A 23,245-nucleotide genomic window follows, 5' to 3' on the forward strand; every position below is an offset into this window, starting at 1 on the left:
GTCCTCCAGGGCATTGCGGCCTGGAGGACCGTCTTCCTTTTATTCCTTGCCTTTAAGCATACATCTCGCTTAACAGCTTGCGCGCTTCCTCGACGGTGATCTTCTTCGGTCCAAAGGCCGCACAGTCATCGGTCAATACGTCCGCAGCTATGGCCTCCAGATCCGTCTTTGCGATCCCTACATCTTTAAGGGTCTTCATACCTATCCGGGCGGTAAAGGCCTGGATAGCCTCCCGGACCTTGCGCCCTATTTCCTGTGGCGACATAGCGTCGCTTACCTCTACTCCCATACACTTGGCTATAATCTTAACCTTCTCGGGGAGTACATCGGCAACAAATTCCAAAACTACCGGCAAAGCTAACCCGCATACCATACCATGATGCACATGGAAGCGGGCCCCCGCCGTATGAGCTATAGCATGCCCGTAGTGCGGCAGGGCATCGTTAAAGGCTATACCGGCCAGCAATGAGGCCAGGGATAGATTAATTCTCGCCTCCATGTCCGCACCGTTTTCGACAGCTACGGGGAGATACTTGTAAATAAGTTCTACGGCCCTTTCGGCTAGGATATCGGAGATAGGATTGGCAAAGCCGGAAGTCAAGGCTTCCGCCGCATGGGAAAAAGCGTCCATACCTGTGCCCGCTGTCAGCGACGGGGGCATCTTGACCGTCAAAGCCGGGTCGACTATGGCCACTGTAGCCATGCAGTAAGGACCTATTACCCCGCTCTTCTTTTGAGTGCGGCTGTTGGTAACCACCGAAATGGCCGTCACTTCGCTCCCCGTGCCGGAGGTAGTCGGAAGGAGAATAAGTACTTTTCCGAGATTCTTAGCCGTAAAAACGCCGTAATAGTTGGTGATTGGAGGGGGATTGGTCAGTAAAACGTTAACACCTTTGGCTGCATCTAGAACGCTGCCGCCGCCTACACCCACAACCCCGTCTACCTGTTCACGCCTGGCAATTTCGGCAGCCTCTTCTATGATGTTGTCCGGCGGATCGGAGGGTACCTTGTCATACTCCACTACTCCCACGCCGGCGGCCTCCAGGTGTTTCCGCACCTCAGCGGCAATACCGGCATTCTTTATGCCCGCGTCGGTAACCAGCATGACTTTGTGGCAGCCATGCTCCTTTGCCTTGGTTCCCACCTGTTCCACCGCGCCCACACCGAAAATGATGGGCGAGGTGCGGGAAATGTTATACACCATAAAACTCTCCCCCTTGTTTAATAATATTTTTTAATTGTTTTCCTCTTCCATTACTTTGGCCGCCGTATCCCCCCTTCTTTCTCCCTCTCACCCCCAAGAGCCCTATTCTTTAAGAAATCTCTCCTAAAATTTCCGGCTGGAGCCACAAAGGGCGTCTTTGGGAGACATTCGCCCTGTTACAAACAACCACCTTTGGCTACTTCTTCAATTTCCGCCACATTCTCGTTGACCACAGCCACCATACTGCTTATCTCTTGCGATGCGGCAGCCTGTTGCTCGCTCATCTGGCCCAGGTTGTTAATCCTTTCCATAACTGACTGCATTACCGCTTTCATGTGTTTGATCCGGCCTTCCATCTGGGATGCGTTCTGTTTGGTTTTTTCTGCCAGATTCCTCACCTCGGCAGCCACCACTCCAAACCCGCGGCCATGTTCTGCAGCCCTGGCGGCTTCAATGGCTGCATTTAAGCTCAAAAGATGCGTCCTCTCCGCCACCTCGCGCACCAGTTTGATAACTTCCTCTAACACCTGTATACCGGAATGCAGTTCGGTGGAAAGCTCCACCATCTCCTGGGCTGAAGAAGCCAACTCACCAGACGCTTGGGCAACACTATCTACAGCTTTTCTGACTTCCGTAGAGACTCTCAATAACTCACCGGCAATGTCTCGTAATCTATCCTGGGTGGCGGTAGGTAAGATCAAATTCAGAGCTCCAGCTACCTGGTTCCCGTCGATTATGGGGATAGCCATCCCGTAGTAACCAACACCGAAACGAGAGTTTTCTTTTGAAACCTGACGTTCTGCCCTTCCCCCGGTCCGGAGGGCTTCCCACGTAACCGTACCCTCCTGCACAGGATGACCGGGTTTAACACCTACGCTCACCGGTGAGCCAGAAGGCTCCTTTATCCACACATACTTGGTAGTATCTGTTACCCCTACTACTCCCCTCGCACCTAAAAGTTCATAAAAGAGAGAACCTGCTGCAGCGACGTGTTCCAGAATATCCTTTGGTCGTCTTTCGTCATATTCCTGGTAGTCGAGGTCCTCCAATTTGACAAGGCTGTATTTAGCGCCACCAGCCAAAATTACCACCCGATTCTTTGTTAATTTTTCTTGGCTTGTACATATTTTTTTACTCTTATTCTATTAGCAACTTTCATGCCGATCCCTTGATTACAAGCCCGGGCTACTTCTTTATGCTATGTCGAGTTGTCTATGGTACTTTTTTTGTAACATTTTGTTATTATATAAACAAAAGACTGTACCTTGTAAGGTACAGTCCCCTTCTTAAGTTTCCCTTCCCGCTAGGGAGGCCCAGGGAATCCTAACCGCCGCTGTTCCGAAAGGTGATCATCAGCTCCAGACAAGCCTTTATCCATAGCTTCTCCGGGACCCCTGCCTTAACCTTTTTTCTCCTTGTAGGACTTAAGCTTCCTGTACAGAATGGTGCGAGATATTCCCAGCCTTTCCGCAGCCTTGCCGATTTTTCCGCCGCATTCGTCCAGGACGTACTTTATATATTGTTTTTCCATCTGCTGCATAACTTCCTTCAAGGTACCTTTCAAGCTTAACAGTTTAAAAATCTTATAAGATACCGTCTGAGAACCATCACTTTCAGCTCCGGGCCTGACGTAAGGCAGGCCTTCTATAGTGGAATTGATCACCATGCGTTCTATAACATTACTCAGCTCACGAACGTTGCCCGGCCAGTCATAAGTCAGAAGCGACTGCAGAGCCTGGTAATCCAATTCACAGTTTGTCCCATAGCTCTTATTGAATTCATCTAAGAAACTGAAGGATAAGGCCAATATATCCTCCGGTCTTTCCCTTAGCGGAGGCAATTTTATGGGAAAAACGCTTAATCTATAATAGAGGTCGCTGCGGAAAATACCTTGACGGACCATCTCCTGCAGATCTTTGTTGGTAGCAGCAATGATCCTTACATCTACCTCTCTTACCCGGTTGCTGCCCAGCCTCCTGACCTCGCCCGTCTCCAGCACACGAAGCAACTTTCCCTGAAGATAAAAGGGCAGCTCTCCTATCTCATCCAGGAATAAAGTACCCTTATGGGCACATTCAAACAATCCCGGTTTACCCTCGGGTTTGGCACCCGTAAAAGCACCTCTTTCGTATCCAAATAATTCCGACTCCACCAGATGCTCAGGCAAAGCTGCGCAGTTGACAGTAACAAAAGCCTCATGGGCCCGCCTACTATGGCCGTGTATATACCTGGCCAGCACTTCTTTCCCCGTTCCCGTCTCTCCGGTGAGTAGGACCGTAGTATCCGTCTGAGCCACTCTGAGGGCTTTGAGCAAAACCTGACGCATGGCGCGGCTTTCAGCTATGACTACTTGTGGTCCTTCGATGTCGTGAGGAAGGTTTAACAAATCACGGCTCTGCTTAGCCCCTTCGCCAGGCCTCTTTACCAGTTTATCTTCCAAGTCTAAAAACTTGCCAGTGATTAGGATGAGCTTCACTTCACCATGCTCGTCCAATATAGGAGTGCTCGTGCTTAGATAAGTAAGATTGAGCCGCGTTTTTATCAGCCCGCCTACCGGACATTTTTTCTTGGCGGCCTCCAGAGCATAGGATTTGTTGTAGCAACCTCTTTCTACCAAGTCTTTCACATTGGAACCGATCAACTGGTCCAGAGATATGCCAAGGGTCAAGGCAGTTGTCGAGTTGGAGAGCAAGACATTGCCCTGAGGATCCGTAACGAATATAGCATCCGGCAGACTGTCAAATAACTGCCTGAGGCTTTGTTTGTTGAGCTCAATATTGCAACCTCCTTTCTGCTTGATAACAGGCAACATCTAATCCTCCCCCTTCCCCAAAATACTATAATGAACCCAAAAACCAGACACAAAAACAGGGGGGGCCTAAACGTCTGACGTCCTTTTTCAGTGATGAGCAAAAAATCTTGAAAACAGACTTTTATGCCGAGGACGGGTAACTCAAACACGAAAGTGAACACCTTCACTTTCGCGACTAAAAAATCGTCTCCTGCACACAATGGTACGAAATAGCTATGTACGGCTTTATGGGATTCTGGTAATCAATTATATCACATGCTTTTTAAACATTCTACGCATAGGTCATCTCATATGGTAAGGCGGCCACCTTGGTGAGAATGCCCGGATATAAATCCTTCCCGCCGAAGGTGGCCAGTTTTATTTCATCAGGCCAGTTCCGCCAGGACCGGCCTGTAGGTATAGTTACCTGGCCGCGTTCAGTCGGTTTGATAAATTGTTCTTCCATAGGTAAGCCCCCCGCGCCCTGCGCCGGGGTTCATTTCCAGGCTTGCATAATGGGAGGACATAAAATACTATGGCAGTAAAGTGGAGCGATATAAGGAGAATGGCTCACTTAAGTGAGACATAACTCCACTCAGTGAGCCATAACTCCGGCCAGCAGTCTATAAGCCATAAAAAATATGCTTTTGAGTAAACCTGTAAGCCGAGTTCTGTCTTGGATGGTCATCTATCTAGGACGCCAGTTGCCTGGCGCCTCCAGCGACCTTACCCGGGGACGGGGCGGGCCACCCCTTTTGTCCCCCTATTCGGTCTTGCTCCAGGTGGGGTTTACCGAGCCGGTTAGTCGCCTAACCGCTGGTGAGCTCTTACCTCACCTTTCCACCCTTGCCCAGCACTCAACTCGACAGATGAAAACTTTTATATACAAACCTGAATTTAAAACATCAGGTTCGCTTATAGTGAAAGAGGTCCAACTGTCGAGTTGAGTGCTGGGCGGTCTGTTTCTGTGGCACTTTCCTTGGAGTCGCCTCCACTGGACGTTATCCAGCACCCTGCCCTGCGGAGCTCGGACTTTCCTCAGGCGACAGGCGCGCCAGGCGCTTATCGCCCGCGACCATCCGGTTTACTCAAAAGCACTTATCCACTTTTCTTCAGCGGATTTAAATATAACACCCTTTATAGCAATCTGTCAAGGAGGACGGGTAATCCCCATGTTTATTTAGAGTACGTACCACGGTTCCTGCTCTTTCTGGGAGGCCAGGACCATCACTTCCCGCTCCTGCAATTGGTCCTGCAGGTAGGTCACCAGGGCCGGGACGATCAGCCTCTCGGTGGCAAAGTGGCCGGCGTCGATTACTGCCAGGCCTAAACTCTCGGCGGCCCGGGCTTCGTGGAACTTTAAATCCCCGGTGACCAGAACGTCGGCCCCGGCAGCCCGGGCGGTGGTCATGACATCGCTGCCGGCACCGCCGCAGACGGCCACCTTCTTTACCTTGCGTTCCCTGTCCCCCACCACGTTGACCCGGGCCGCCCCCAGGGTTTCCTTCACCTGCAGGGCAAATTCCTGCAGGGGCACGGCCTGGGATAAAACCCCCAGGCGGCCGATACCTGAAGCCGGGCCTTCGTTGGCCAGGGGGTAGATGTCGTAAGCTACTTCCTCGTAAGGGTGGGCCTGCAGCAGGGCCTGGAGGACTTCTTTCAGCCTGCCGGTGGGGACAATGGTCTCCAGGCGGTATTCTTTGACCTCTGTAACCTCCCCTTCCTGGCCTATATAGGGCCGGGTGCCGGCCAGGGGCAGGAAGGTACCGGTGCCGGCCACCCGGAAAGTGCAGTCGGAATAATTGCCGATCCAGCCGGCCCCGGCGCGGGTAATGGCTTCCCGCACGATCTTTTCATGGTCTTCCGGCACAAAGGTCACCAGCTTATAATACTTCTCCCGGCGGGTGGGAAGGAGGACCTGGATATCTTCCAGTTCCAGCTTTACCGCCAGGTGATAGCTGACGCCCAAATCGGCGCTGTCTAAATTGGTATGGGCCGAGTAGACCATGATGTTGTCCTGGATGAGGCGCCGGACCAGATCGCCCGGGGCTTTGTCAAAACGTAAGGATTTAAGGGGGCGAAAAAATAAGGGGTGATGGCTGATGATGAGATTGGCCCCCCGGGCGGCAGCTTCCGCGGCTACCGCCATGGTAACGTCCAGGCAGACCAGGATCCGGCGGACTTCCGCTTCCGGCGAACCCAGCATGAGGCCGACGTTATCCCATTCCGCCGCCAGTTCCGGCGGGGCCAGGGCTTCCATAACGGCTATGATTTCGCTGCACCTGGCAACCATGCTAGCACCTCCCGTATCTCTTCCAGCTGCCGGCTTAAATCCATGAGCCTTTCTTTCGCGCGCTCTCCCCGGCCGGCGGCCAGCTGCCGGACGGCTGCTGTTAGCTTTTCCATCTTGTGCAGGAGATAATCCCGCAGCAGGGGGTGACGGCGCTGCAGCAGGAGGGGCCCTATCCTCCACTCCAGGTCGCTGTAAGTCGGGCTTGTACCCTGGCTGGCGGCCAGGATGATATAATAGTGGCCAGCCTCGTAAACCAGATCTTCGTTATATAAATACCAGCCGGTGGCGGCGAGATAGCGGCGCAAAGGCCCGGCTTCCCCCTGGGGCTGGAGGATCAGGCGTTTTAACTCCTGCCGCACCTCCCGCCCCGCCTCCAGGATCCCCTGCTGGGTCAGGGCGCCCAGGCCGGCCATGGTTACTGTGTCTACTTCCCCCGGCTGCAGGGGCGCAAGGCCTTCTCCCAGGCGCACTTCCACCCGCTCCTGGAGGCCGGCGGCCGCCACGGCGGCCACGGCGCGCCGGTAAGGACCCGGCGCCGCTTCCACGGCAATCACCCGCGGGCAGCGGCCGCTGCCGGCCAGGTACAGGGGAAGATAGGCGTGGTCGGTGCCGATATCGGCAACACGGCTGCCCGGCGGCACCATGCCGGCTACGGCCTGCAGGCGGGCCGGGAGCCTGATACCGGCGGCCTTCCCGGCTGCCGCCCTGCCGCTATATGCGTTTTGGCGGTAATTAAAAAAGGCCAGCACTTCACGGTCACCTCCTGACCTCCGCTGCTGGCCTTATTTTCTTTTTTGGTGGGCCCACCCGGATTCGAACCAGGAACCAACCGGTTATGAGCCGGCAGCTCTACCGTTGAGCTATGGGCCCTTTCTGGCTCCCCGGGCAGGACTCGAACCTGCAACCACCCGGTTAACAGCCGGGCGCTCTACCATTGAGCTACCGAGGAAAGCCAACGATTATATTATACCCAGAAATGCCGCCCCGGTCAACAGTCAGATGCTAAATCGGGAACCGACTCCCGCTATTCCAGGTAGTCCTTCAGTTTCTTGCTGCGGCTGGGATGGCGCAGCTTTCTCAGCGCCTTGGCTTCGATCTGGCGAATGCGTTCCCTGGTGACGCCAAATTCCTGGCCCACTTCTTCCAGGGTGCGTGCCCGCCCGTCATCCAGGCCGAAACGCAGGCGTAAAACCCGCTTTTCCCTGGGTGTCAGGGAATCCAGGACTTCCTCCAGCTGCTCCCGGAGGAGCATAAAGGAAGCGGCCTCGGCCGGCGCCTGGGCATCCTCGTCTTCGATGAAGTCCCCCAGGTGGCTGTCTTCTTCTTCCCCGATCGGCGTCTCCAGGGATACCGGTTCCTGGGCGATCTTCATGATTTCCCGTACCCGCTCTACGGGGACATCCATTTCCTTGGCGATTTCTTCGGGCGTCGGGTCCCGGCCCAGTTCTTGAAGCAGCTGGCGCTGCACCCGGATCAATTTGTTGATGGTCTCCACCATGTGCACCGGGATCCTGATGGTCCGCGCCTGGTCGGCAATGGCGCGGGTAATGGCCTGGCGGATCCACCAGGTGGCGTAGGTGCTGAACTTGTAGCCCTTACGGTAATCGAATTTCTCTACCGCCTTGATTAAACCCAGGTTGCCTTCCTGGATAAGGTCCAAAAACAGCATACCGCGGCCGACATAGCGTTTGGCGATGCTGACCACCAGGCGTAAGTTTGCTTCGGCCAGGCGGCGTTTGGCTTCTTCGTCGCCCTGCTCCATCCTCTTGGCCAGCTCGATTTCTTCTTCCGGCGTCAGCAGGGGCACCCGGCCAATCTCCTTAAGGTACATGCGCACCGGGTCGTCAATGGCCACGTTTTCAGGAATCGAAAGATCGAGGTCGGTATCGACGGTTTCGCCCTCTTCTTTTTCCAGTGCTTCCAGTTCTACCGATTCGGGCACGACCTCAATCCCCATTTGGTTGAGCTGCTCGTAAATATCGTCAATCTGTTCGGGGGAGAGTTCGATTCCCTCAAGGGCATCCATAATCTCGCGATAGGTTAAGGCGCCCTGGCTCTTGCCCTTTTCAATCAGCTCCTTGACTTTTTGCCTTTGCTGTTCTTCTTTCACCGCTACTCCCCCCTTCCGGATTTTATCGCTTTTATCGTTTGCTGCAGGTGAAAGATTTGCTCCTGGAGTTCCTGGACCCGGCCGGTGGCGCCGCTGTTTTCCGCCCGGGCCAAAGCAATTCTTATTTCCCTTTCCTGTTTTTGCAGGCGCTGGAGCTTGTAGAGGAGGATTGCTTTCTTGACGGCCTGCTCCTGGACGGGCCCCAGGCCATCGGCCAGGGTAAGCCGGGCAATAAGGGCATCCCACTCCGGCACCCCCCGGCCGGTTAAAACACGGGCCAGGGACGGGCCGGCCAGTTCCGGTGCTTCCCGGCGCTTTTCCCGGACGAAGGCGGTGAGGCTCTGGATCGCCGGGCTGTCACCCCAGTCTTCCCCCAGCTCGCCGTCAATGCCGGCAGCCAGCCCAGGGCTGCTTAAATACGCCTGGAGTAAAAATAGCTCTCCCGGGTTCCCGGCCCGTTTTCCCGGCGCGGGGTCTTCTTTCCGGCCCTCTTTTTCTATGGCTTTTCCTGTCCTCCCGTGCCTGGCCGGCGGCTGGCTCAGGGCTTTCAGGATGGCGGCCTCGGATATCCCTGTATGACGGCTCAACAGCCGGACATAGGCTTCCTGCTCGACGACGTCCTTTACTTGTTGAAGGCTGGGAAGAACTGCGGCCATAATGGCTTTCCTGCCCAGGGGCCGGGTGGGGTCATGGGCGGCTACGGCTTTATTGATGCGAAATTCCATCAGGCTCTGGCTGGTCTCTACCAGCTCTTGAAAAGCCGCTGCTCCCCGGGCGGCCAAAAATTCATCAGGGTCTTTTCCTTCCGGGAGCTGCAGGACGCGCACCTGGAGGCCGGCAGCGGCCAGGATGTCCAGGCCCCTTAAAGTGGCGGCTTCCCCCGCGCTGTCGGCGTCGTAGGCGATGATCACTTCCCGGGCGTATTTTTTTAGCTCCCGGGCCTGCTCAGGAGTTAAGGCCGTCCCCAGGGAGGCGACTACATTATCAATACCGTGCTGCCAGGCGGCGATCATATCCATATACCCTTCGACCAGGATGGCCTGGCCTTTCCGGCGAATACCCGGCAGGGCCAGGTGCAGCCCGTAAAGGTGGCGGCCCTTGTGAAATAAAACTGTTTCGGGGGAATTTAAATACTTGGGCTGCCCCCCGCTTAAAGTCCGGCCGCCAAAGCCAATCACCCGGCCGCGGCTGTCTTTTATGGGAAACATGAGCCGCCCCCGGAAGCGGTCGGCCGTCCCCAGGGGGGGGCGGGAGGCGCTCAGGCCCGCCTGGTCAATGTCACGAGGAGTAAAACCCTGGCGCCGCAGGTAATCTACCAGGGCCGTCCCCGTATCCGGGGCATATCCCAATTCAAAGAGTCGCGCCGTTTCTCCTTTTACCCCCCGCTGCTGGAGATATAAGCGGGCCGCGGCTCCTACGGGGTGGCGCATGAGAAGGCGATAATAAAAGCTGGCAGCTATTGCCCCCAGCTGGTACAGGCGTTCCTTCCATTCCCTCTGGCGCTTGGCAGCAGGCGATTCTTCAGCGCCGGTCAGGTCAATCCCCACCCTGGCGGCCAGGGTTTTTACTGCTTCGGGAAAGCTGAGGCCATCTTGCTTCATCAAAAAAGCGAGAACATCGCCTCCTGCACCGCAGCCAAAACAGTAAAACATCTGCTTATCAGGGCTGACGGTGAAGGAGGGCGTCTTTTCTTTATGAAAAGGGCAAAGACCGACGTAATTGCGGCCGCTTTTTTTTAGCCGGACATAGCTGCCGATGATTTCGACGATGTCTACCCTGTCCTTTACCTCATCGATCACTTCCTGGCTGAAGGCGGCTGTCATGGACACCACCTCCCGGGACCCCGTGTGCTAATACAATTCGCTATTAGAATGAAATATCCTCTTTTTGGGGCCTTATTTTCGCTTTTTCCTATTATTTGTCCCGCTTTACCAGATTATACCTTGACCGGGCTGCATACAGCTTGATGGCAGGCGGTAAACTGAAAACATAAAGAGCACCGGAACTCCGCACCAACCTGTATAAACTAAAGGGCAGGCGCAAAATAAGATTAACAGGAGGTGGGAAAGTGGGCAAGGCAGTGGCTTTAATTTTAATCGCCCTCATTGGCGGCGGCGCCCTCTATGTCCTTTACCGGGGGGTTATCCTGGCTATCTTCCAGCCCTATTTTAAAACCCGGCAGTAGGTGCCCGGCAGCGGCGCGTGTCCTGGCGCTATATCTTTGTTGCGGTGCAGCCATGGTACCGGGGTGCTGACTTTTATATATTTCTATGCTATGCTATATGTTGAAGGGCAACCTTCATCCTTTTCTAAACCTCCCTTTTTACTCTTTTTCTCAAGGAGTACCGTTAAGGTATTCCTTTTTTTGCTCTGTATATAATTCGTATGGTATGGTTAAAATATTATCCGGAAGGTGAAAGGAATCCTGCCGCCGTTTCGTCAACGAGCGGATAGCCTGACGAGCGAAGAGATTCCCGCCACCTTCCCATTTTTATGCCCCGAAAGCCGCTTTGCCGTTTGGTAGAACCAGTTATTTGGCTCGCCCGGCTTTCTCCCTGCTTTCAGGAAGGAAAACCGGAGGGAACAAAGATCCGGGCATACTGGAGGATGGCAAAACGGTCGGTCATCCCGGCAATATAGTCACAGGCCCGCCGGGCCAGGTCGTCACCGGCGTGGACGGGCGGGGGCAGGGCTTTCGGGTGCTCCAGGTAGTAAAAGTAGAGCTGTTTTAAGAGATTTTTGGCCTTGCCTTCCTCCACCTTGGCCGGGGAGCCGATATAGACATTTTTAAAAAGAAATTCGCGTAATTTATCCGTGGCCTGCTGGACCGCCGGGCTCATGGCAATGCGGCCGTGCTCCCAGCTGTAGCGGATTATATCCGTCACCATGGTGTCGATGCGCTGGCGGTGGGTGCTTCCCAGGATTTTTAAACAATCAGCCGGAAGCTGCTCCGGGGTAATGATGCCGGCCCGCAGGGCATCGTCAATGTCATGGTTAATGTAGGCGATGCGGTCGGCATAACAGATAATCTGGCCTTCCAGGGTCTGGGGTTTGACCGGCCCGGTATGGTGGGCAATGCCGTCCCGGACTTCCCAGGTGAGGTTAAGACCGCGGCCGCCTTCCAGGACTTCTACTACCCTCAGGCTCTGAAGGTTGTGTTTAAAGCCCCCCGGCACTACTTCGTTTAGGGCTTCCTCACCGGAGTGGCCGAAAGGGGTATGGCCCAGGTCGTGGCCCAGGGCAATGGCCTCAGCCAGGTCTTCATTGAGGCGCAGGGCACGGGCAATGGTACGGCTGATCTGGGCTACCTCCAGGGTGTGGGTGAGGCGGGTGCGGTAATGGTCCCCTTCCGGGGCGATAAAAACCTGGGTTTTATGCTTCAGGCGCCGGAAGGCTTTAGAGTGGATAATCCGGTCGCGGTCACGCTGGTATTCGGTACGAATGGGGCAGGGCTCCTCCGGTACTTGACGGCCCCTGGTACGGCTGCTTAAACTCGCCAGGGGACTCAAGATAGCTTCTTCCCGCTTTTCAGCTTCTACCCGCAGGAGCATACCCTCACCCCCTAACCGCGGTGACGGCGTAAGGTCATGGTGGCCGCAGCTACCTCGGCCAGGCGCTTACCCGTGAGGCGGACCCTGGCGACGGCAAAATCGTCGTTCCCGGCCGGGGCCTGGCCGCAGCTGCCCTGATGGCCGCAGTCGGCCTCGAAGAAGCCGTCGCCGACAATCATCATGCCCTGGATAAGCATCATGTCAAAAAGGGCTTTGAGGGTCGTTTCCTGGCCGCCAAAGCGGCTGCCGCCCACAGTAACCCCGGCGCCAACGACGTTATACAGGGCTTTTTCTTTGCGTAAGATACGGCCTTTATCCCAGAAGGCCTTGAGCTGGGCCGAGACACTGCCGAAGTAAACCGGGCTGCCTATGAGGACCCCGTCGGCCCGCCGCAGGAGGTCGAAGGCTTCACCCAGGCGGTTATTGCGGGAACAGGCTCCCTGGCAGGGGCTGCTGCACTGGGTGCAGTAAGGGATTTTCTGGTCGGCAAGGGCATCGGCAATGTGGATAAGGGCCGTCTCCGCCCCGGCGGCAGCGGCCGCCGCCAGCCCTTCCCGCACCAGGAAGGCGGTATTGCCTTCTTTCTTAGGGCTGCCGTTAATACCGACAATTAACATAACCAATTTCCCCTTTGCTGGATATTCCTTGCCTTAGTGTGCTCCTTCAGTTCCACTACCCCGGGCAGTTTATATTTTGTTCGCCGCCAAAGCCCCTTCTCCTGCTTAATCTGGTGCCAAAACTGGAGCCCGGTGTTTGCGGACGGCAATAAAGCCGTCCTGATATATTTAAAGCGGCGCTGGCAGCGCCGCCCGTAACCTGCTACAGGGGTTCAAAGTTCTCTTTGCCCAGGCCGCAGTTAGGGCAGGCCCAGTCCCCCGGCAAGTCTTCAAAGGCCGTCCCCGGGGCAATGCCGCCGGCCGGGTCCCCTTCCTGGGGGTCATAGACATAGCCGCAGGCTAAACAGGACCATTTGGCCATTAGAGGCCCTCCTTTCATATACTCGCAGTCACAGGTAAAAGACCAGCAGGCGCCTTGCCCGGAGTGAACAGGCAACGCCAGGGGCGCCGGCGAGAATTAATATGACTATTATTATTCGCTATCAAGATGGAATTTCCTGCTTCAGTAGCCGCCTAATTGCGGCCCGGGCCAGTTCGTCGCAGCGGTTGTTTTCGGCATTGTCGCTGTGGCCCTTCACCTTTAACCATTCCACCTGGTGCCGGGACGCCAGCTGCAGCAGCTCCCGCCACAGGTCCTGGTTTTCCACCGGTTCTTTTTTGGCCGTCAGCCAGCCGTTCCTCTGCCAGCGATCCAGCCACCCCTGGCGAAAGGCGTTGACGAGATAGGCGCTGTCGCTGTAAAGGAGCACCCGGCAGGGCTCCTTTAGAGCCTTCAAAGCGGCGATGGCCGCGCTGATCTCCATGCGCTGGTTGGTGGTATGGGCCTCGGCCCCGGAAATCTCTTTACGTTTATCGCCGTAGATCAGGACGGCGCCCCATCCCCCGGGGCCGGGGTTGCCGGAACAGGCGCCGTCGGTGTAGATGGTAACTTCTTTCATTGATTATTTCAGCCTCACGGATTACTCCAGCCTCACGGCCGTGCCGGCGGCGGTAACCATAAGCATACCTTCCCTTACTACCTCATAGTCGATGTCGACGCCCACCACGGCATCCCCGCCCAGGCGTCTGGCCTTGTCGGCCATTTCCCTTAAGGCGATTTCCCTGGCCTGGGCCAGCTTTTCTTCATAGGCTCCCGAGCGGCCGCCCACAATATCGGTAATGCTGGCAAAAAGATCGCGGACGATATTGGCTCCCATAATGGCCTCGCCGGCCACTATCCCCAAGTATTCCCGAATCTGGTGACCTTCAATTGTATTTGTTGTCGTAATGATCATAACTGCTTCCTCCCTTCAGGCATTGATATCATTTTACCATATATTGCTTATGGTGTAAGCCGGCAATTTGACTTGTACCTTAGAATACAGTTAAAATTGACAGCGGGTGATGTTTCGTGGAAAAGATCCTGGTCAGTGCCTGCCTGGCGGGCGAGAAGTGTAAATACAGCGGCGGCCACAACCTGGTCCCGGCCATCGCCGAGCTGGTGCGCCGGGGCAAGGCCGTGCCTGCCTGCCCGGAAGCCCTGGGAGGCTTAACCATCCCCCGGTCGCCGGCAGAAATCCGGGGCGGTGACGGGTATGATGTCCTGGCCGGCAGGGCTCGGGTGGTGGATAAAGAGGGCCGGGATGTGACGGCTGCCTTCCTCCGCGGCGCGGCAGCCACCCTGACAAAGGCCCGGGAAATCGGGGCGGAACTGGTGGTGTTAAAAGAAAAGAGCCCCTCGTGCGGCAGCAAATTAATCTATGACGGCACCTTTACCGGCACTACCCGTCCCGGCCCCGGTGTTACAACGGCGCTCCTCCGGGAGCAGGGGTTCAGGGTGATCAGTGAGGGGGAGTTTGCTTCTAAAGTTAAGAAATGCGGTAGTGGGGACATTATTCCATGACTGGTACAGCTTTTTCCTTTACCAGCTCTTAATCAGGAGTTGTTCAAAGGGATAGTGTTTTGTATTTCGCGTAACCAAAACTAGCTTCCTCGAAATGGCCAGAGCAGCGTTAGTTACGTCGGCGATGGATAGAGAGTACCCTTTATGAATAACCTTTAAAGGTAATCTTACAGCTGTCATTTTGGAAACCCTGCCGGAAATACTATCCATGACCTACCACTCCTTTCTTGTATTACATATAGTATAACAACTCACGGGTTAAGGAGCAACGATGGTGTTTTTCATCTCCCGGCGGGAAATACTATCTTTGACCCCGCCTTGGGAGGGCGATACCCATGGGAAGGGCCGAGCGGCTGCCGCTTTTAGAACAGATCGAAGCTGAGCGCCAGGCGGCCATTATCTGCTATTTTACCGGCGACCGGGAAAACCTGGGCACCCGCATAGCTCCCGACGTTATCCGGGTTTTTTACCGCCACCTCCTGGCTCTGGGGCCGCGGCCCCGGCTTGATCTCTTCCTCTATACCCGCGGCGGCGATGTCCTGACCCCCTGGCGCTTGGTGAACCTGCTGCGGGAGTTTACTCCCCACCTTAGCGTCCTGGTGCCCTTCCGCGCCGCCAGCGCCGGCACCCTCCTCTGCCTGGGGGCCGATGAGATTCTCATGGGGCCCCTGGGCGAGCTGGGACCCATCGACCCCAGCGTGGCCAATGCCTTTAACCCGGAGGACCCGGCCAATCCGGTCGCCCGCCTGCCGGTCAGCGTGGAAGACGTCATGGCCTACTTTTCCCTGGCCCGGGAGATTGCCGGCCTGGAAAGTGAAGGGAGCCTGTCTGTGGTATTTAACCGCCTGGTGGACAAAGTTCATCCCCTGGCCCTGGGCAACGTGCACCGCAACTACGCCCTGATCCGCTCTCTGGCCAGGAAGCTGCTGGAGCTGCACATGCCGGTAGATGAGCGCGACCGCGTAGAGGATATCATCAAGAACCTTACGGAGAGGCTCTATGCCCACAACCACATGATCTCCCGGCGGGAGGCCGTAGAGGACATTAAGCTTCATGTCACCCGGCCCTCGCCAGGGCTGGAAATGCTCATGTGGCAGCTCTACCTGGATTATGAAGCTGATTTAAAGCTCCTGGAACCCTTTAACCCGGCCGCCCTCTTAAAACCCCAGGAATACTCGGTGGAGTTTGAGGCCACCGGCGGCATTATTGAAAGTATCCCCTGCCTGGATGCCTTCGTTTTTAACGGCACCATCACCAGGGAAAGCCAGCCCCGGGAAGGAGCACCGCCGGTCAACGTCACCTTTTCCCGCCAGGGCTGGCGCCAGCTGATTTGAAAGGAAGTGTAAAGAAGAGGCAATGGCCGGACTAGATTCCTTAACTTCCCCGGAGCCCATCCGGGCCCGCCCCAATATCCGCTTCATTCCGGCCCGCAATCCCTACCGCGCCCTGACGACCTCTTCAGCTTACCCGGCCGCCTTCGGGGCTCCTGCCGGAGACAGCTACCTGGTCGTCCGGGACGACCAGGAAAACAGCAGCAGCTGGCCTTTTTAGACCAGCTGCTGCTGTTTTTATAATGTGAGAAGTGAGAGTTGGGACGTGGGAGCTGCGGTAGACGTACCGGCCGCCATCAGGCAGGGAAGCTTTGCCTTCAATTTCCAGGGCCTGCTGGCGGATCTCTACCCGGACATCTTCCGGCCGGGTTCCGGGGACGGCAAAGGGGTTTTATGCTTTGGAAGCATGATTTATAATTGAAGGGGTAGGTGGTATACTAGCATGGCTGGCTGCCAGGCCTGTGTTTTAACCTGCATGGATTTCCGCATTCAGGCTGCTGTTGCTGATTGGTTGCGGGAAAAAGGGTTGACCGGGAAGTATGATTATCTGTCCCTTCCCGGCGCCAGCCGCAATTTCCTCAGTGAGGGTAAAATAAATCTGGTCGAGGATTCTTACCGGCTCCATCACATAAAAGAAGTATATTTAATTCACCATGAAGACTGCGGCGCTTACAATTTGGGCCACCTGCCCGTAGAAGAGCAGCTGGCCCGCCAGCGCCGGGATATGGAAGCGGCTGCCAGGATATTAAAAGAACGCCACCCGGAACTGAAAGTATACCTTGCCTTTCTCTACCTGGACGGCCGTATGGTGGAATTGGACGGGTGACACTCCACCTGGGCCAGTTTCTCATAAAAGCGGATGATGGCGCCATGGTCGGCATCACCCAGGCCGTCGACCTTGAGGGCCTGGAGGATTTCCATGACTGCCGCGGTCAGGGGCAGGGGTACTCCGACCTCGTGCCCGGCAGCCAGGGCGTTGGCCAGGTCTTTGATGTGCAGGTTGATCCGGAAACCGGGATTAAATTTTCTTGCCATTACCAGGGGGGCTTTGGCATCCAGGACGGTACTCCCCGCCAGCCCGCCGCGGATAGCCTGGTAGACGAGGTCCGGGTCCACTCCGGCTTTGGTGGCCAGGACCAGGGCCTCGGACATGGCGGCAATGTTCAGGGCAACAATGATCTGGTTGGCCAGTTTGGTTACATTACCGGCGCCGATATCGCCGACCCTTACCACCGAGGCCCCCATGGCCTTTAAAATATCATAGCATTCATCAAAATCTTCCTGCCGTCCTCCCACCATAATCGACAAAGTGCCGTCTATGGCTTTCGGCTCGCCCCCGCTGACCGGTGCATCCAGCATCCTTATGCCTTTTTCCTTTAACCTGGCGGCAATTTCCCTGGTAACCATGGGGTCTATGGAGCTCATATCGATAAGGATAGAACCCGGCCGCGCGCTTTCGATTATCCCGTTGTCTCCCAGGGCCACTTCCTTTACCTGGGGCGAATTAGGGAGCATGGTAATAAATTTGTCGCAGCGTTCAGCTACCTCCCGGGGAGAACCGGCGGGTTCCGCCCCGGCTGCAACTACCTCGGCGACGGCCTCTTCAACGATGTCATAAACAACCAGCTGGTAGCCTGCCCTGATGAGGTTTTTGCTCATGGGCTTGCCCATTATACCGAGACCAATAAACCCGATTTTGCTCATTACTCTCTACCCCTTTTTTCAAAAATTTACTCCAAGTTGTACCCATAAGCTGTGATCCAGCCTAAAGAATTTAGAGTATCCGGCTCGGGAATATATTCCAGGGATACGTAGCCTTCATACCCCAGGTTATCAATTTCTCGCAGCAAGAATGGATAATTTATTTCGCCGGTACCGGGTTGATGCCTGCCGGGATTGTCGGCTATCTGGATGTGTCCTACCCTTTGAATGTTTTCGCGCAAGGTAACCGTTAAATTACCTTCTTCCTTCTGAGCATGGTAAAGGTCATATTGCAGGTAGACATTGGGCATGTTTACTTCATTGATCAGTTGCAGGGCCTGGCGCGTGGTATTAAGGAAAAAGCCTGGAACGTCATAATGATTGATGGGTTCTATCATCAGCTTTAAATCGTTTCCGGCCAGGGCCTGCGCTGCATAGCGGACGTTTTCTATCAGCGTCTGCCAGTGCTCTTCCCGGGAAAAAGCCTGGTTCATTTTGCCTGCCAGGCAGTTCAAACGCGGGACATTGAGTTGGTCGGCCCACTCGACTGCCTGCCTGACGCCGGCGCGGAACTCTTCCTTGCGCCCGGGGTCGGCGGCAATGCCCCGCTCCCCGGCTGCCCAATCGCCGGCGGGAAGGTTGAAAAGTACCGCCTGGAGGTTATTTTCGATAAGTAAACTTTTGATGTCGTTTATGGCATATTCATAGGGGAAAAGGAACTCCACCGCTCTAAACCCGGCTTTACGGGCAGCATTAAAGCGTTCCAGGAAGGGCAGTTCGGTAAACAGCATCGTTAAATTGGCGGCGAACTTCGGCATAAAAACATTCCTCCTGTGCAAAGTAACTTTTACAATATAACGGCCGGTGTACCCGTATTATTTCCCGGACGATCACCTCCCGGCTGTTTATTATTCGTATTCCTGGATGGCGTCAATGCTGGTACCCATGGAGCAAAGTGTTGTTCTCTCTACAATTATATCAAGCACATAAGGTATGTCGGCGTGCATTGCCCTTTCCAGCGCCGGTTTTATCTCCTCCGGTCGCGTTACCCTCTCTCCCCTGGCACCGTATCCTTCCGCAACCCGGACAAAATCTATTTTCCCGTCGCCGTACCACAGGTCTACGGCATATTCATAGCCATAATTCTGGGCCTGGTTCTGGCGGATAAGGCCCAGGTAGCCGTTGTTCACTATTACGACTATAATTGGAACACCATACTGGCAGGCCATGGCCAGGGCTTCGCCCTGAAAGGTAAAGCCGCCGTCACCTACGATGGCACAAACCCGGGCATCAGGATTCGCTATTTTGGCACCTACGGCCGCCGGGATTTCATAACCCAGCGTCCCCGCTCCCCCCGAGGGGAGGTAGTACCTGGGCCGCCATATTTTCTGGAATTGCCCCGACCATATCTGAACAACGCCGCAGCCGACCGTAAAAATCGTGTCTTCGCCCAACAATTCGTTTATTTCGTGAAACACCCTCTGAGGCTTAATGGGAACATTATCGAATTGCAGCCGGCGCTCGGTTTGTGCCCTGAGCTCCGGTATCCCGGCTACCCAGCCCCGGGGAATTCTTTTCCTGGTTTTCGCTTTCGCAACTTCCAGCAGCGCCGCCAGTGCCAACCTGGCATCTGCGACTATGCCCAGATCGGTGCTGACGATGCGCCCTATCTGGGTTGGTTCTATATCGATATGGATAAACTTTCGCCCCCGGGTATAGATATCAACGTTACCTGTATGCCGGTCATTAAACCTGCACCCGATGCCCAAAACCAGGTCAGATTCCAGGAAGGCTTTGTTGCCGAACGGTGTATTGCACTGGATCCCTACCTGGCCGCAGTAAAGAGGGTGGTCCGGAGGCATGCTGCCCTTGCCCATATAGGTAGTTACAACTGGCAAAGAAAGGTACTCGGCTAACTCTAAAAGCTCCCTGGTAGCTCCTGCTATGATCACCCCGCCGCCGGCAAGGATAATGGGGGATTTGCTGGCTAAAATCATCTCTACAGCCTTTTCAATCTGTCTGGGATGCGGTTTAGGCTTATCCCATGGCAGGGGAGCGTCCAGCTCCGGATCATATGGTATATCAGTTGTCTGAACATCCAGGGGTAAGTCGATAAGGACAGGACCCGGCCTACCCGACCTGGCGACGCGGAAAGCCTCTCTGATGATACCCGGCGCCCTGGCCGGTTCGGTAATGCACCAGGCGCCTTTAACATAAGGCCGTACCGTACTTACTATATCGACGCACTGGAAAGCCTCTTTACCAAGCTGGGAACGGGTATTCTGGCCGGTGATCGCCACCATGGGTATGGAATCTATTTGTGCGTTGTACAGCCCTGTAACCAGGTTGGTCGCCCCGGGTCCTGAGGTAACAATACAGCAGGCGATCTTCCCGCTGGCCCTGGTGTAGCCGTCGGCGGCATGGGCTGCACCCTCTTCATGTCTTGCCGTGTAATGCCTTATTTTTTCAGACCGGGCCAAATACTTATACACCGGCGTAATGCTGGCACCCGGTATCCCAAAAGCGGCCTCAACGCCTTCGCTTTCCAATATTTTTATGAGAACTTCAGCCACAAGCATTACACTTACCCCCCATCCGTATACTACCCTCTTGAGCCTCTATTTTAAATGGTATACCATAAAAAATAAAGGCTTTGGCCGCCAAAAGTCATCCTGGCCGTTTGAAAGCGTGCCTGGCTTGCTTTAAGCGGCAGGAAGGGAACGGAGGGGTATAAGGAATACAATTTATCCTCAAAATCCGTCTTTTCATCGCCCCGGTCAGACCGGTTAGTTGTTAAAATTTGCACATTATGGGTTACTTTTTCACGCATGTGTTCAAGAATGGTTGACAATATTTACCATATGCATTCATAAAATTTAGATGGAATGGATAAAGATTTAGCGGCAATGCTGGACCCTTTAAATCCTGGGGGTACTGGCTGTTTTAACGGCAGCCCTTAAACCTTTAGTTATAAAAACCATTCTGGTAGGCGGGCGGGCGCTGGAATTTTACACTTTAGGTAGATATGCAACCAAAGACATGGACCTGGTCATCAACGGCAGGGAGCAGGCCAGGGCTGTTCTTGCAAGAATGGGTTTTTACACCGGCCCGGTGAGCGGCACTGGTATCACGAAGAGCTGGACCTGGCACTGGAAATACCCGACGAATACCTGGACGGTTCTTTAGATAAGTTGACGACGGTGGAAATAAACGGCCTGGAGGTTTATATAATCGGGGTAGAAGACTTGATAATTGACCGGTTAGCAGCAGCAGAATTCTGGAAGAGCCCTGCCGACGCTTTTTCTAAACCTGGCCAAGAATTTTTTCAAATTCCTCCAGGGAATTCACCTTGAGGCTCATTTTGAATAATGACTTCAGTGCAGCCGAATCATCTATTTCCTCCAGCTTCTTGCCAATACCAGATCGCAGGACGCCAAAACGTTCTTCCAGGACCTCAAGGATACTATCCCTTAATGCCTCAATCCTGCCCTTTTCCAGGCCCTTTACCAATCCTTTTTCGAGGCCTCTTTCCAGCCCTCTTTCCAGGCCTTCTGCTAAACCTTTTTCCATGCCATCCCTAAGGCCTTTTTGTAAGCCTTCATTATACCATTCCTGGACAAAGCTGGATTCTTTGAGCAGCATTTTAAATTCCTCCCGGAAGATATTGAGCAAAATTTCCCTATCAAAATAACGTTCCGCGACTGATATGGCTACCGACAGGCTGTCGGCTCGCCGTTTGATGTCTTTTTCCTCAAGAATCAATTTCCTGGTATACTCAAGAAGAGCCAGGTCTCTATTAACTGGAATTTCAGGTGCAGGATCTCACCAACCGTTATTACCTTAGGCATTGATTTTTGGTTTTTATGGCGCCTGCCGCCTTCTCCTAGATTTTTGATTAAACGCTTGTAGTTAAAATAGTAGCTGCTACAAAGAGTATTTGTAGCCGGACTTTAGCCAGACCGAAGGAGCGGGCTTTACGGACCCCCATGGAGCACCATCTAGGCTTGCTTTCGTTCTATGGCCGGACGATGCCGGCGGTATTCGCCTTTTAGAGAAGTCAAAGGCTTTGAGCTCATTGGTTTTGTGGTTGCGGCGTACTTTTACGGCTTGATGCCCGGGCAGACAGGGCAGGTTTGGACTTTTAGGTCTATCTAGAAATCGCTCTTTTTGAGAAATCCTTTGGGGGTTTCTGGCTTCGACCACCGGGGATATTACTTCAACGTTTCTATGTCTTGACTGACGGGGCCGGTACCGTAGCAGCTATCTACCAGCATGCCACATCTTCATTCCTCACTTCTTGCGGGTATTTATTTTATCCAGTATTACGGCAATCATAATGATTAAACCCATGGTAATGGATTGCCAATAGGAAGATATGCGCAGCAGGCTTAAACCGTTATTAATCACACCAATAGTCATAATACCGATAATGGTTTTGCCAATACCGCCTTTACCTCCCGAAAGACTGGTACCTCCCAGAACAACCGCTGCAATAGCATTTAATTCATAGCCGCTGGCAGCAGCTGGTTGCCCTGTTGCTAAACGCGATGCCAGAACAACTCCGCCCAGGGAAGAAAGGACGCCACTGATTACATAAACAATAAACTTCACCCGAGCAACATTAATACCGCATAATTTAGCAACTTCTTCGTTGCTACCAATGGCATAAATATAACGTCCAAAACAGGTTTTTGATAAGACAATATGGGCTATAGCCAGACAAAAAATCATAATCAACACGATAACCGGGATAGGGCCAATATATCCCTGCCCAATCCAGTTAAAACTTTGAGGGAGGCCAAAAATAGGTTTACTCTGGGTGTAAACGAAAGCAAACCCCCTTGCTATACTCAACATAGCAAGCGTAATGCCAGCACCATCCTTAAGCAACAATTACCTGGATGCCCCGTCGGGTGAGTTCTTCTATAAAGTCACGAGGAGCATTACTGTCGGTAATTAGAGTATTAACTGCAGAAATAGGTGCAAAGCGTGATAAAGTTACCCGGCCAATTTTTGAATGATCGGCCAGTACTATCACCTGGTCAGCAGCAGCAACCATTAAGCTATTTGTATGGGCCTCGGTCATATTGGGTGTTGTAAGGCCATGCTCGATACTTATGCCATTAACACCCAAAAAAGCCTTCTGGACATGGATTTCACGCAGTACTCTTTCAGTGAGGGAACCCACCATGGCATAAGATTTAGTACGCATATTCCCACCTGTTAGCACAAGGTTGATGCCCTCACTATGCGCCAGTTCCATAGCAATATTGACAGTATTGGTTACAACAGTAAGGTTATGGCGATCTTTTAGTAGTTGAGCTAGGGCAGTAATGGTAGTACCTGCATTAAGTAGAATAGTATCCCCATCTACAATAAGCTCAGCAGCTTTACGGGCAATTGCTAACTTTTCAGCCGGAAATTTATTGACTTTCTCTATGAATGAAGGTTCTTCAGCACTTCCGCCACGAACAGGTACCGCCCCTCCATGGGTGCGGGTGAGGAGGCCCTCTTTTTCCAGGCTGCTAAGATCCCGGCGGATGGTCATTGGCGATACGCCCAGTTCCCGGCTGAGCTCGCTTACGCTTAAGGGCATGCCTGAGTTAATTTTATCGATAATGATTTTACGGCGCTGGATGGAAATCATAAAGCCTCCATGATGTGCTATTTTGTTTGATATCGTTCTTTTGTTATAACATATTCGCCAAACTTCGAACATCTCCTGCTGGTTCATAAAATTTTTTTTAAAAAATTTAGGCTCAGGC

The 23,245-nt window shown here is 54.0% G+C and carries 25 protein-coding genes, 2 tRNA genes and 1 other RNA gene; 6 read left to right on the forward strand and 22 right to left on the reverse strand.

Annotated features, from left to right (window positions below):
* Positions 1-52 precede the first annotated feature (52 nt).
* From FLZ89_RS02205 to FLZ89_RS02275, 16 genes are all read right to left on the reverse strand, one after another.
* Positions 53-1,204 (reverse strand): iron-containing alcohol dehydrogenase, encoded by a 1,152-nt coding sequence (locus FLZ89_RS02205; RefSeq protein WP_141304254.1) that lies wholly within the window; start codon positions 1,202-1,204, stop codon positions 53-55.
* Between the two features lie 176 nt (positions 1,205-1,380).
* Positions 1,381-2,286: a methyl-accepting chemotaxis protein gene (locus FLZ89_RS16365; RefSeq protein ID WP_277997538.1), complete on the reverse strand. Its 906-nt coding sequence runs from the start codon at positions 2,284-2,286 to the stop codon at positions 1,381-1,383.
* Between the two features lie 317 nt (positions 2,287-2,603).
* On the reverse strand, positions 2,604-4,016 hold the full coding sequence (locus FLZ89_RS02215; RefSeq protein ID WP_141304255.1) for a sigma-54 interaction domain-containing protein: 1,413 nt from the start codon (positions 4,014-4,016) through the stop codon (positions 2,604-2,606).
* Positions 4,017-4,287: 271 nt separating this feature from the next.
* On the reverse strand, positions 4,288-4,461 hold the full coding sequence (locus tag FLZ89_RS15525) for a hypothetical protein (RefSeq protein ID WP_172613402.1): 174 nt from the start codon (positions 4,459-4,461) through the stop codon (positions 4,288-4,290).
* Between the two features lie 178 nt (positions 4,462-4,639).
* Positions 4,640-5,086, reverse strand: an RNA gene (rnpB, locus tag FLZ89_RS02220) — RNase P RNA component class A.
* An 89-nt stretch (positions 5,087-5,175) separates the two neighbouring features.
* Entirely contained in the window at positions 5,176-6,288 is a 1,113-nt protein-coding gene (locus FLZ89_RS02225) for a Nif3-like dinuclear metal center hexameric protein (RefSeq protein ID WP_141304256.1), read from the reverse strand.
* A complete protein-coding gene (locus FLZ89_RS02230; protein ID WP_172613403.1) occupies positions 6,261-7,037 on the reverse strand; it encodes a tRNA (adenine(22)-N(1))-methyltransferase in 777 nt (258 codons plus the stop codon). Before FLZ89_RS02230 ends, FLZ89_RS02225 begins: the two co-directional genes overlap by 28 nt.
* Positions 7,038-7,083: 46 nt before the next feature.
* Positions 7,084-7,158 (reverse strand) — tRNA-Ile (locus FLZ89_RS02235).
* Between the two features lie 4 nt (positions 7,159-7,162).
* Positions 7,163-7,237: transfer RNA gene (locus FLZ89_RS02240), tRNA-Asn, on the reverse strand.
* 75 nt (positions 7,238-7,312) lie between these two features.
* A complete protein-coding gene (gene rpoD, locus FLZ89_RS02245; RefSeq protein ID WP_141265514.1) occupies positions 7,313-8,398 on the reverse strand; it encodes an RNA polymerase sigma factor RpoD in 1,086 nt (361 codons plus the stop codon).
* A gap of 2 nt (positions 8,399-8,400) precedes the next feature.
* Positions 8,401-10,221 (reverse strand): DNA primase, encoded by a 1,821-nt coding sequence (gene dnaG / locus FLZ89_RS02250; protein ID WP_141304257.1) that lies wholly within the window; start codon positions 10,219-10,221, stop codon positions 8,401-8,403.
* Between the two features lie 738 nt (positions 10,222-10,959).
* Entirely contained in the window at positions 10,960-11,949 is a 990-nt protein-coding gene (locus FLZ89_RS02255) for a deoxyguanosinetriphosphate triphosphohydrolase (protein ID WP_141265512.1), read from the reverse strand.
* A gap of 11 nt (positions 11,950-11,960) precedes the next feature.
* The gene (locus FLZ89_RS02260) at positions 11,961-12,566 is read right to left on the reverse strand and encodes a flavodoxin family protein (protein ID WP_141265511.1); all 606 of its coding nucleotides are present in this window, start codon (positions 12,564-12,566) and stop codon (positions 11,961-11,963) included.
* Between the two features lie 202 nt (positions 12,567-12,768).
* Positions 12,769-12,927 carry a rubredoxin gene (gene rd, locus FLZ89_RS02265; protein WP_141265510.1) on the reverse strand — a complete coding sequence of 53 codons (159 nt, stop codon included), beginning with the start codon at positions 12,925-12,927 and terminating at the stop codon, positions 12,769-12,771.
* Between the two features lie 121 nt (positions 12,928-13,048).
* Positions 13,049-13,504 carry a ribonuclease HI gene (rnhA, locus tag FLZ89_RS02270; protein ID WP_141265509.1) on the reverse strand — a complete coding sequence of 152 codons (456 nt, stop codon included), beginning with the start codon at positions 13,502-13,504 and terminating at the stop codon, positions 13,049-13,051.
* Between the two features lie 21 nt (positions 13,505-13,525).
* On the reverse strand, positions 13,526-13,840 hold the full coding sequence (locus tag FLZ89_RS02275; protein ID WP_141265508.1) for a YbjQ family protein: 315 nt from the start codon (positions 13,838-13,840) through the stop codon (positions 13,526-13,528).
* Between the two features lie 116 nt (positions 13,841-13,956).
* Here FLZ89_RS02275 and FLZ89_RS02280 point away from each other — a divergent pair, with 116 nt between their 5' ends.
* The 5 genes from FLZ89_RS02280 to FLZ89_RS02295 all read left to right on the forward strand — a co-directional run bounded on the left by FLZ89_RS02280 (position 13,957) and on the right by FLZ89_RS02295 (position 16,605).
* Positions 13,957-14,448 (forward strand): DUF523 domain-containing protein, encoded by a 492-nt coding sequence (locus FLZ89_RS02280; protein WP_141265507.1) that lies wholly within the window; start codon positions 13,957-13,959, stop codon positions 14,446-14,448.
* A 335-nt stretch (positions 14,449-14,783) separates the two neighbouring features.
* Positions 14,784-15,782, forward strand: coding sequence for an SDH family Clp fold serine proteinase (locus FLZ89_RS02285; protein WP_141265505.1), 999 nt, complete (start codon positions 14,784-14,786; stop codon positions 15,780-15,782).
* A gap of 22 nt (positions 15,783-15,804) precedes the next feature.
* Positions 15,805-15,999, forward strand: coding sequence for a hypothetical protein (locus FLZ89_RS02290; RefSeq protein ID WP_141265504.1), 195 nt, complete (start codon positions 15,805-15,807; stop codon positions 15,997-15,999).
* Between the two features lie 24 nt (positions 16,000-16,023).
* Positions 16,024-16,200: a hypothetical protein gene (locus FLZ89_RS15530; protein WP_172613404.1), complete on the forward strand. Its 177-nt coding sequence runs from the start codon at positions 16,024-16,026 to the stop codon at positions 16,198-16,200.
* Between the two features lie 21 nt (positions 16,201-16,221).
* Positions 16,222-16,605 carry a carbonic anhydrase gene (locus FLZ89_RS02295; protein WP_141265503.1) on the forward strand — a complete coding sequence of 128 codons (384 nt, stop codon included), beginning with the start codon at positions 16,222-16,224 and terminating at the stop codon, positions 16,603-16,605.
* Here FLZ89_RS02295 and garR read toward each other — a convergent pair.
* From garR to ilvB, 3 genes are all read right to left on the reverse strand, one after another.
* Positions 16,569-17,483, reverse strand: coding sequence for a 2-hydroxy-3-oxopropionate reductase (gene garR, locus FLZ89_RS02300; RefSeq protein WP_141265502.1), 915 nt, complete (start codon positions 17,481-17,483; stop codon positions 16,569-16,571). The two genes, FLZ89_RS02295 and garR, sit on opposite strands and share 37 nt — an antisense overlap.
* 26 nt (positions 17,484-17,509) lie before the next feature.
* Positions 17,510-18,298 carry a hydroxypyruvate isomerase gene (gene hyi, locus FLZ89_RS02305; RefSeq protein WP_141265501.1) on the reverse strand — a complete coding sequence of 263 codons (789 nt, stop codon included), beginning with the start codon at positions 18,296-18,298 and terminating at the stop codon, positions 17,510-17,512.
* A 90-nt stretch (positions 18,299-18,388) separates the two neighbouring features.
* The gene (ilvB, locus tag FLZ89_RS02310) at positions 18,389-20,059 is read right to left on the reverse strand and encodes a biosynthetic-type acetolactate synthase large subunit (protein WP_141265500.1); all 1,671 of its coding nucleotides are present in this window, start codon (positions 20,057-20,059) and stop codon (positions 18,389-18,391) included.
* A 460-nt stretch (positions 20,060-20,519) separates the two neighbouring features.
* Between ilvB and FLZ89_RS15850 the strand changes: the two genes are divergently transcribed.
* Positions 20,520-20,666 carry a hypothetical protein gene (locus FLZ89_RS15850; RefSeq protein WP_216363815.1) on the forward strand — a complete coding sequence of 49 codons (147 nt, stop codon included), beginning with the start codon at positions 20,520-20,522 and terminating at the stop codon, positions 20,664-20,666.
* 117 nt (positions 20,667-20,783) lie between these two features.
* Here FLZ89_RS15850 and FLZ89_RS15855 read toward each other — a convergent pair whose 3' ends face one another.
* From FLZ89_RS15855 to FLZ89_RS02325, 3 genes are all read right to left on the reverse strand, one after another.
* A complete protein-coding gene (locus tag FLZ89_RS15855; protein WP_216363816.1) occupies positions 20,784-21,242 on the reverse strand; it encodes a hypothetical protein in 459 nt (152 codons plus the stop codon).
* Between the two features lie 528 nt (positions 21,243-21,770).
* Positions 21,771-22,373, reverse strand: a complete 603-nt coding sequence (locus tag FLZ89_RS02320) for an ABC transporter permease (RefSeq protein WP_253256387.1) — start codon at positions 22,371-22,373, stop codon at positions 21,771-21,773.
* Complete coding sequence (locus tag FLZ89_RS02325) at positions 22,363-23,214, reverse strand: DeoR/GlpR family DNA-binding transcription regulator (protein ID WP_172613406.1); 852 nt, start codon at positions 23,212-23,214, stop codon at positions 22,363-22,365. Before FLZ89_RS02325 ends, FLZ89_RS02320 begins: the two co-directional genes overlap by 11 nt.
* Positions 23,215-23,245: the final 31 nt, after the last annotated feature.

This window comes from Moorella sp. E306M (genome assembly GCF_006538385.1).
In the GTDB taxonomy this organism is placed as follows: Bacteria; Bacillota; DSM-521; order Neomoorellales; family Neomoorellaceae; genus Neomoorella.